The organism is Martelella sp. (assembly GCF_984369615.1).
Map to the genome: position 1 here is coordinate 1 of NZ_CFHTCS010000190.1, position 8,394 is coordinate 8,394.

The window sequence follows — 8,394 nt, forward strand, 5'->3', positions numbered from 1 at the left end:
TGCTCGCCGGTCAGGCAGCCGCCGGCGTCCACACAGAGCTTGAGGATTTCCGCGCCCGCTTCCTCCGCGCGCGCGGCGTCTTCCGGATCGTTGATATTGTAGAGGATCAGCGGATGCATGTTGCCGTCGCCGGCATGGAACACGTTGGCGACCCTGAGGCCATAGCGATCGGTGATCTCGCTGGTCTTCTGCAGCACATAGGAAAGCTGGCTCAAGGGCACGGTGCCGTCCATGCAGATATAGTCGGCAATGCGGCCGGTGGCGCCGAAGGCGGACTTTCGGCCCTTCCAGATCAGCGCGGCCTCCGTCGCCGACTGGCTCCGGCGGATCGCCATCACGCCGTGGCGTTCGGCGATCGCGACGATTTCGGCAAGCATCGCCTCCATCTCGTCTTCCGAGCCCTCGACCTCGATGATCAGGAGCGCGCCCGCATCGAGCGGATAGCCGGCCTTGGCGAAGGCCTCGCAGATCTCGATCGCCGGCTTGTCCATGAACTCGATGGCGACGGGAATGATGCCCGAAGCGATGATGTCGGTGACGCAGGCGCCGGCCTGTTCGGAGGTCGGGAAGCCGAAGAGCACGGGCCGCGCCCCTTCCGGGCTTGCCAGAAGCCGGACGGTCGCCTCTGTGATGATGCCGAGCTGGCCTTCCGAGCCGCAGACGAGCGCCATCAGGTCGTAGCCTCCCGAATCAAGCGCCTTGCCGCCGAGATCGATCACCGTGCCGTCGACCAGCACCATCTTCACGCCGAGCAGGTTGTTCGTGGTCACGCCGTATTTCAGGCAGTGCGCCCCGCCGGAATTCATGCCGATATTGCCGCCGATGGTGCAGGCGAGCTGCGAACTCGGGTCCGGCGCGTAGAAAAAGCCTTCGGGCTTCACCGCCTCCGAGATGGCGATGTTGGTCACACCCGCCTGGACGGTCGCCGCCCGGTTCGGCAGGTCGATGTCGAGAATGCGGTTCATGCGCGACAGCCCGAGAATGATCGCGTCCTCCTGGCCGATGGCGCCGCCCGAAAGCGAAGTGCCGGCGCCGCGCGGCACGACCGGAATGCCGTTCTCGTGGCAATAGGCCAGCGCCTTTGCCACCTGCTCAGTCGTTTCCGGCAGGCAGACGGCCAGCGGCAGGCGGGTATAGGCTATGAAGCCGTCGGTCTCGAAGGGCACCAGTTCGCGCCCTTCGTGAATCAGCGCGTCCTTCGGCAGCATGGCCTGAAGATCGGAAATAATCGCGCCGCGCCGGGCCAGGATATCGGCCTTCGGCGTGCTGAACGCTATTGCGCCGGACAAGGGTTCACCTCCGCATCTTCGCGAAACGCAACCAGGGCGTCTCTGTCTCCTCCCGCGTTCTATCATTGGCCTTTGAGCAAGACAAATGCTAACACTTGTTCCGATATGGCAAAAATGGCGGGCACTATGAACCTGACCGATATAGAGATTTTCGCCCGCGTGGCGACGACCGGCAGCATGACGGAGGCGGCGCATGAGCTGAGGCTCTCGCCCGCCGTGGTTTCAAAGAGCATCAAGCGACTGGAGGAGGCGCTCGGCGCGCGCCTCTTGCAACGGACAACGCGGCGGGTGATGCTGACGGAAACCGGGCGGGGCTATTATGAACGCATCCTGCCGGTTCTGGCGGGGGCCGAGGAAGCACAGGCCTTCGTCGAGGGGCGCACGGCCGCAGTCAGGGGCAGGCTCCGGGTTTCCGCGCCCACGTCCTTCGGGCGCATGCATATCGCCCCGCATCTTTCCACCTTCATGAACGCCCATGAGGCGCTTGAGATCGAACTGCTCTTGAATGACGCCTTCGTCGATATCGTTGCCGAAGGCTTCGATGTCGCCATCCGCATCGGCGAACTCACCGACAGTTCCCTTGTGGCGCGCAAGCTCGCGCCGGTGAGGCGCATCCTGTGCGCCGCGCCCTCCTATGTGGAGAGAATGGGCTTGCCGGAAACGCTTGCCGACCTTGATCGCCATGTCTGCCTGCCGGCCCATAACGGCGAGCACTGGCGGCTGGCAGGGCCTGATGGTCCGGTCGCGCTGCGTCCGGAAGGCCGGCTCGTCACCAATTCCAGCGAAGTGGTGCGCGAGGCGGTTCTGGCCGGCATGGGGGTCGCGCTGCGCTCGACCTGGGATATCGGACCGGAGATTGCGAGCGGCAGGCTGGTGCAGGTGCTGCGGCAGTATGAGAGCCCGGGCGATGTCGGGCTGTTCGCGGTCTATCCGAGCCGCAACTTCCTGCCGGAGAAAGTGCGGCTGTTCATCGATTTCCTGGCCAGGCTCTACGCCCCCGCGAGCTATTGGGGGGCGTAGGCGCGCTCTCACGCGACGATCAATATGCCGGTGATCAGGGAAATCAGGATCACCACGAGGACGATGAAGATCAGCACGCGGGCTATGCCGGCCGAAAGGCCCGCCACGCCGCGGAAGCCCAGAAGGCTCGCGACCGCCGCGATGATCAGCAATATCAGGATCCACTCAAGCATTGTATGTCCTTTCGGCGCTCTTTCGTATCGGTTGCAAACAGGAACGGCGCCGTAAGCGGAAAGTTCCCGCTGCTTATACGTGAACCTTTTGCCATCGTCGGCGAAACAGCGTCTCGGCCCTTTATTTCACAAAAGCTTCACCTGCAGGCCGTTTCCATGGTGACAAGCCATGATAGAAACGGGTTTTATCAATTTTGCGAGGATCGTCTCTGAGTCTGCGTTTGCGCGGACCCCTCGCCGGAAGGACATATGCGGGACATGCCATCTGACAAGACGCTGGCTGAGAATGCCGACATGAGCGAAGCCCGCCAGCAATATGCCGCCCTCTGCTATCGGCTGACCCGTACGAAGAAGAAGACAGCGATCGAGGTGCTGCTGATCACCAGCCGAGACACGGGCCGCTGGGTGACGCCCAAGGGCTGGCCGATGGCCAACAAGGCCCCGCACGAGGTCGCCGCCCAGGAAGCCTTCGAGGAGGCCGGCATCAAGGGCAAGGTCGGCGAAAAGCCGCTTGGAAACTATTCCTATCTTAAACGGCTCGACAACGGCACGTCCGTGCCCTGCGTCGTCGATCTCTATCCCTTGCGGGTGCGCAAGACCAAGTCGAAATATCCCGAGGCCGACGAGCGCACGCGCAAATGGACGTCGCCGGAGGAAGCGGCCGAACTCGTGCATGAAAGCGAGTTGAAAACCCTGCTGATCGAGCTCATCAACCTGATCGAGAGCTGAGGCGGCGGCCTGCCATTCTGGTTGGCGCTGAAATCCGATAGGATTCGCAGCGAGAGCATTCGAATCGCGGGAGCCATCATGCGCGCCAATTATCGCCTGCAGCGCCTCTATGTCGACATCGGCCTTGCCGCCGGAGAGGCCTTCGAGGCCGACAGGAACCAGTTTCATTATCTTGCCCATGTCATCCGCGCCGAGGACGGCGCCGAACTTCTGCTGTTCAACGGGCGCGACGGTGAATGGCTGGCGCGGATCGCCTATCCTATCCGCAAGAAGATCATGCTTCAGCCGGTCGAACAGACCCGGCCGCAGCCGCCCCTGCCGGATCTGACCTATCTGTTCGCGCCGCTGAAGGTCGGGCGGATGGACTATATGGTGCAAAAGGCGGTCGAGGTGGGCGCGGGCCGCATCCAGCCGGTGATGACCCAGCACGTTCAAGGCAAGCCCGGCAAGAGCGACCGGCTCGCGGCCAACATCATCGAGGCTGCCGAGCAATGCGGCGTCCTCGCCATTCCCGAGCTTCTGGAACCGGTCAAGCTTGCCGATCTTCTGGAGGGGTGGGAGGCCGGGCGGCGGCTGATCTTCTGCGACGAGGCGGACGAAGACCAGAACCCTGTGAAGGCGCTTCAGCGGGTTACGGAGAAAAGCCTCGCGCTGCTGATCGGACCCGAGGGCGGGTTTTCGGACGAGGAGCGGGCGATGCTGCGGTCGCGGCCCTTCGTCACGCCAATCCCGCTCGGCCCGCGCATCCTCAGGGCCGACACGGCCGCCGTCGCCGCGCTCGCGATCATCCAGGCAACGATCGGCGACTGGAAATAAGCCGACCGCGCGCGGAGCCTGTCACGTCCCCGTGCATTTATCCCTTATTCAAGGAAATTGACTTGATCGCCCGGACAAACCGGGCCAATAGCGATGGAAAACCCGGCCCTGGCCGGCAGACGATATCGAGGAACTTCCATGGCCCGTGACACTTCCGACGCCACGCCGATCGCCGATACGGCGGAACTTGCCGCCTATCTGGAGGCCGGCTGCAAACCCGAGGCGGATTTCCGCATCGGCACAGAGCATGAGAAGTTTCCCTTCTTCAAGGCGGACAATACCCCCGTGCCCTACGAGGGGGAGCGTTCGATCTCCGCCGTTCTTCACGGCATGAAGGGCAAGCTCGGCTGGGACGCGATCATGGACGGCGAGAACATCATCGGCCTTGCCGACCCGTCCGGCATGGGCGCGATCTCGCTGGAGCCGGGCGGCCAGTTCGAGCTCTCCGGCGCGCCGCTTCGGACGCTGCACGAGACCTGCCGGGAATCGAACCGTCACCTTGCGGTGCTGCGCTCGGTGGCCGAGCCGATGGGCATCGGCTTTCTCGGCGTCGGCGGCAGCCCGAAATGGACGCTCGCAGAAACGCCGCGCATGCCGAAATCGCGCTACGGCATCATGAGCAACTACATGCCGAAGGTCGGCACGCAGGGTCTCGACATGATGTACAGGACCTGCACCATCCAGGTGAATATCGACTTCTCCTCCGAGGCCGACATGCGCCGGAAAATGGCGCTGTCGCAGAAGCTGCAGCCGCTCGCGACCGCGCTCTTCGCCTCCTCGCCCTTCACCGAGGGCAAGCCGAACGGGCTTCTGTCCTGGCGCGGCGATATCTGGCGCGATACCGACAACAACCGCGCCGGCCTGCTTGATTGCGCCTTCGAACCCGGCTTCGGCTTCGAGCGCTATGTCGAATGGGCGCTTGACGTGCCGATGTATTTCATCATCCGCGACGGGCGCTATCGCGATTGCACCGACATCACCTTCCGCCAGTTCATGGCCGGCGCGCTCAAGGGCGAGGTCGAGGAATGGCAGCCGACCATGGGCGACTGGACCAACCACCTGTCGACGCTCTTTCCCGACGTGCGGCTGAAGCGCTTTCTGGAAATGCGCGGCGCCGATGGCGGCACCTGGCGGCGCATCTGCGCGCTGCCCTCGTTCTGGGTCGGCCTGCTTTACGACGCTGGCGCGATGGACGCCGCCGAACAGCTGACCGCCGACTGGTCGGTCGCCGACATTCACCGCCTGCGCGACGAAGTTCCGCGTCTTGCGCTGAAGGCCGAGATCGGAGGGCGTTCGCTGCTTGACGTCGGCCGCGAGGTGATCGAGATTGCCCGTGCGGGCCTCAAGGCGCGCAACAATCTGAATGCCAGCGGCCAGAGCGAGGCGGTCTTCCTGATGACGCTCGACGAGATCATCGCCAAGAAGGCGACCTTTGCCGAGGATCTTCTGGCGCTTTATCACGGCCGCTGGAACGGGTCGGTCGACCCGCTGTTCGCCGAGTTCCAGTATTGAGGCCAGATGCCCGGAAATTTGCCGGAAGATTTTTCATCGCTGCGGGTCTATAGTCTGCGCCTCAGGCGGAGGCTTAGCGATGGCTGTCACAGGTATTGGCGGTTTCTTCTTTCGTGCGCGCGACCCGGAGGCGCTTCGCGCCTGGTATGTCGAACATCTCGGGATCGGGTCGGCCCCCTATGGGACCTGGGACACGATGGCAGGTCCTTCGGTGTTCGCGCCCTTTCCCGCCGATACCGACTATTTTGCCAAAGACCACGGCTTCATGCTGAACCTGCGGGTCGATGACCTCGAGGGCCTCTGCGGCAGCCTGCGCGCGGCCGGTATCGCGGTGATCACCAATGCGGAATGGGATATGCCGGGCGTCGGTCGCTTTGCCCGCATTCACGATCCCGAAGGCAATCCGCTGGAACTCTGGCAGCCTTATACGCCGGATGAAAGCGGATGAGCCTGGCGCAAAAAAAAGCCCGGAAACACAAAGGCTTCCGGGCAAAATGCAGAGTGAAGGCTGAACCACCCTGCGGGGAAAATGACGCTTTCTTCGGGCCGCGGTTGGGAACGGCCGTCAAACCAACGCCAAATCTGAACAGAAATCTATCCGGCGCAAAGCCTCCTTTGCCGACACCTGACGGAGCATTGCCCGCTTGGGCCGGCCCGGCTCCGGTCAGATGACCATGCGCTGTGCGCGGTTGCAGGCAGCCCGCTTCAGGTCCACCATCGGGTCTTCCCGGATCGAGCTCATATAGGCCTGTTCGACATCGGTGCGGGTAAGGCCGATGTCTTTCAACAGCGCATCGTCCATGTCAGCCATATAGCGGATGGCCGAACGGTTCTTCGTGAAACGCGCGAGCGCGGCGCGAAGCGCGGCGAGGCCCGCAAACAGGGAGTGGGGCCGGTGCGCCAGTGCCCGGCTGTCAGACGCTCTTTCAATCAACGACATCGTCGCCTCCTTCGGTCGGGCCGCCCGGACGCGGCCCTTTGAACAGATCCTGCAGCCACCCTCTCAGCGCGCCCTTGCGCGCGGCCGCTGCCGGTCTTTGACGAACAAACCGAAAATTTTGCCCTGCTGCCACCCGAAACATGCGCGTGGCGTTTCTGCCGGCAAACGGGTTGCCCGTTTCGTTGCTTGACAAGATGGCGATTTCTTATTGATCAGTCCAACGAATGTTTTTAATATCAAACATCAATAGACTTGATGGGTGATTTCATGGTTGCGCCTCTGGATATCGATCAGCTTCAGACCTTCGTCGCCATTGTCGACAACGGCTCGTTTACGCGCGCTGCCGAGCAGGTCTTCAAGACCCAGTCTGCTGTCTCCATGCAGATGCGTCGTCTTGAAGACAGGATCGGCAAGCAGCTTTTCACCAAGGACGGCCGCGGGGTGCGGCTGACGGATGAGGGCGACAAGCTTCTGAATTATGCCCGGCGGATCATCCGCCTCAACAATGAGGCGATCGCGGCCTTCGATGATAATCGCCTCGAAGGCTCGATCCGCATCGGCACGCCCGACGACTATGCCGACCGCTACATGCCGGACATCATCAACCGGTTTGCCAAGTCCCATCCCAATGTCGAGCTCTATATCGTCTGCGAGGATTCCAACGATCTGGTGGAACGGCTGAAGCAGGGCGAACTCGACATGGCGCTCGTTACCCACAACCCGCGCACGCGCGATTCGGAAGTGGTGCGCACCGAGCCCCTGTGCTGGGTCGCGTCCGCCAACCACGCCTTGCCGGTCGACCGGCCCGTTCCGCTTGCCGTCGGGCGGCGTGACTGCCGCTGGCGGCAACTCGCCATCGCCGCGCTCGAGGGCGTGGACCGGGACTATCGCGTGCTGTTCACCAGCTGGTCGGCAACTGTCGTGGCCTCTGCCGTGCTCGCCGGCATGGCGATCTCGATCCTGCCGGAATCGGCGCTGCGCAACGGCATGCGGGTGCTTTCCCAGGCCGACGGCTTTCCGCCGCTGCCGCCGGTGCAGATCGGCCTGATGAAGCGTCCGGGCGCTTCCGCCTCGCTGACGACCGCGCTTTCCAACCACATCATCGCCTCGCTCGACAATATCAGCGCCGTCGAGGTCGCGCCGGGCTTCGAGATGGACGGCAAGGTGCTGTCGCGTTCGCCGCGGATGAAGCCCGCCCATGTCGCGGCGAGCTGGTAGGGCGCGGTTCGCAGGCGAAAAATAAGGCCGGCACGTTTCGCGCCGGCCTGCCGATCAATCCCTCCGGGAGGCTGCTACTCCGCGGCGTTCGGCGTTCCCGGCGTCGAGATCGCATTGGCCTCGTAGCCGTGGGCTTCCTTCAGCGCGGCGCGGACGCCGGCTTCATAGTCCGGATGGACCTGCTTGAAGAGCGCCAGCTGCCGTTCGATGATCTCGCCCGGCACCCCGCCCATGGCGGCGGCGATATTGTCGAACAGGCGGGACTTCTGGCCATCGTCGAAGAGTTCGAACAGCGCCCGGGGCTGGGAAAAGTCGTCATTGCCCTCGCGGTGGTTGAAGCGGCCCATGTCGCCTTCGATGGCAAGCGGCGGCTCCATCGCCGACCTGTCCTCGACCGCGCCGCCCATGCTGTTCGGCTCGTAATAGGCATCCGTCGCACCGGTCTTCTGGCCGAAGAAGTTCATCTGGCCATCCTTGTGGTAGTGATGGACCGGACATTTCGGCGCGTTGACCGGCAGCGCCTCGTAATGGGTGCCGAGGCGATAGCGGTGGGCGTCGGCATAGGAGAAGATGCGCGCCTGCAGCATCTTGTCCGGCGAATGCGAGATGCCGGGCACGATGTTGGAGGGCGAGAACGCCGCCTGCTCGATCTCCGCGAAGTAATTGTCGGCGTTGCGGTTCAGTTCCATCACGCCGA

General features: G+C 63.3%; 11 protein-coding genes. 6 read left to right on the plus strand and 5 right to left on the minus strand.

Features of this window, described 5'->3' with window-relative positions:
• On the minus strand, positions 1 to 1,289 hold a 1,289-nt coding region (locus AC5DC2_RS14810), incomplete at its 3' end, for an FAD-linked oxidase C-terminal domain-containing protein (protein ID WP_491699028.1).
• A gap of 126 nt (positions 1,290 to 1,415) precedes the next feature.
• On the opposite strand from AC5DC2_RS14810, the gene AC5DC2_RS14815 reads away from it, so the two are divergent.
• Positions 1,416 to 2,309: a LysR family transcriptional regulator gene (locus AC5DC2_RS14815; protein WP_024708222.1), complete on the plus strand. Its 894-nt coding sequence runs from the start codon at positions 1,416 to 1,418 to the stop codon at positions 2,307 to 2,309.
• An 8-nt stretch (positions 2,310 to 2,317) separates the two neighbouring features.
• On the opposite strand, the gene AC5DC2_RS14820 is transcribed toward AC5DC2_RS14815, so the two are convergent.
• A complete protein-coding gene (locus AC5DC2_RS14820) occupies positions 2,318 to 2,482 on the minus strand; it encodes a DUF1328 family protein (RefSeq protein WP_024708223.1) in 165 nt (54 codons plus the stop codon).
• Between the two features lie 258 nt (positions 2,483 to 2,740).
• Between AC5DC2_RS14820 and AC5DC2_RS14825 the strand changes: the two genes are divergently transcribed.
• The 4 genes from AC5DC2_RS14825 (at position 2,741) to AC5DC2_RS14840 (ending at position 5,987) form a co-directional block, all read left to right on the plus strand.
• Positions 2,741 to 3,211 carry an NUDIX hydrolase gene (locus AC5DC2_RS14825; protein WP_081725781.1) on the plus strand — a complete coding sequence of 157 codons (471 nt, stop codon included), beginning with the start codon at positions 2,741 to 2,743 and terminating at the stop codon, positions 3,209 to 3,211.
• Between the two features lie 78 nt (positions 3,212 to 3,289).
• A complete protein-coding gene (locus AC5DC2_RS14830) occupies positions 3,290 to 4,027 on the plus strand; it encodes a 16S rRNA (uracil(1498)-N(3))-methyltransferase (RefSeq protein ID WP_491699029.1) in 738 nt (245 codons plus the stop codon).
• Positions 4,028 to 4,165: 138 nt separating this feature from the next.
• Positions 4,166 to 5,539 carry a glutamate--cysteine ligase gene (locus AC5DC2_RS14835; protein ID WP_491699030.1) on the plus strand — a complete coding sequence of 458 codons (1,374 nt, stop codon included), beginning with the start codon at positions 4,166 to 4,168 and terminating at the stop codon, positions 5,537 to 5,539.
• Between the two features lie 79 nt (positions 5,540 to 5,618).
• Entirely contained in the window at positions 5,619 to 5,987 is a 369-nt protein-coding gene (locus AC5DC2_RS14840; RefSeq protein ID WP_491699031.1) for a VOC family protein, read from the plus strand.
• Positions 5,988 to 6,203: 216 nt separating this feature from the next.
• On the opposite strand, the gene AC5DC2_RS14845 is transcribed toward AC5DC2_RS14840, so the two are convergent.
• Both AC5DC2_RS14845 and AC5DC2_RS14850 read right to left on the minus strand, forming a co-directional pair.
• Positions 6,204 to 6,479 carry a YjiS-like domain-containing protein gene (locus AC5DC2_RS14845; RefSeq protein ID WP_061449688.1) on the minus strand — a complete coding sequence of 92 codons (276 nt, stop codon included), beginning with the start codon at positions 6,477 to 6,479 and terminating at the stop codon, positions 6,204 to 6,206.
• On the minus strand, positions 6,466 to 6,672 hold the full coding sequence (locus AC5DC2_RS14850) for a hypothetical protein (RefSeq protein WP_491699032.1): 207 nt from the start codon (positions 6,670 to 6,672) through the stop codon (positions 6,466 to 6,468). Before AC5DC2_RS14850 ends, AC5DC2_RS14845 begins: the two co-directional genes overlap by 14 nt.
• Positions 6,673 to 6,746: 74 nt before the next feature.
• Between AC5DC2_RS14850 and AC5DC2_RS14855 the strand changes: the two genes are divergently transcribed.
• Entirely contained in the window at positions 6,747 to 7,697 is a 951-nt protein-coding gene (locus tag AC5DC2_RS14855) for a LysR substrate-binding domain-containing protein (RefSeq protein WP_491699033.1), read from the plus strand.
• Positions 7,698 to 7,771: 74 nt separating this feature from the next.
• Here the strand turns inward: AC5DC2_RS14855 and AC5DC2_RS14860 are convergent.
• The coding region (locus AC5DC2_RS14860) for a catalase (protein ID WP_491699034.1) at positions 7,772 to 8,394 on the minus strand (623 nt) is incomplete at its 5' end.

Excerpts from the sequence above, each read along its gene's own strand:
- AC5DC2_RS14815 (WP_024708222.1), top strand. The coding sequence starts at position 1,416 with ATGAACCTGACCGATATAGAGATTTTCGCCCGCGTGGCGACGACCGGC.
- AC5DC2_RS14820 (WP_024708223.1), bottom strand. The coding sequence starts at position 2,482 with ATGCTTGAGTGGATCCTGATATTGCTGATCATCGCGGCGGTCGCGAGC.
- AC5DC2_RS14825 (WP_081725781.1), top strand. The coding sequence starts at position 2,741 with ATGCCATCTGACAAGACGCTGGCTGAGAATGCCGACATGAGCGAAGCC.
- AC5DC2_RS14830 (WP_491699029.1), top strand. The coding sequence starts at position 3,290 with ATGCGCGCCAATTATCGCCTGCAGCGCCTCTATGTCGACATCGGCCTT.
- AC5DC2_RS14835 (WP_491699030.1), top strand. The coding sequence starts at position 4,166 with ATGGCCCGTGACACTTCCGACGCCACGCCGATCGCCGATACGGCGGAA.
- AC5DC2_RS14840 (WP_491699031.1), top strand. The coding sequence starts at position 5,619 with ATGGCTGTCACAGGTATTGGCGGTTTCTTCTTTCGTGCGCGCGACCCG.
- AC5DC2_RS14845 (WP_061449688.1), bottom strand. The coding sequence starts at position 6,479 with ATGTCGTTGATTGAAAGAGCGTCTGACAGCCGGGCACTGGCGCACCGG.
- AC5DC2_RS14855 (WP_491699033.1), top strand. The coding sequence starts at position 6,747 with ATGGTTGCGCCTCTGGATATCGATCAGCTTCAGACCTTCGTCGCCATT.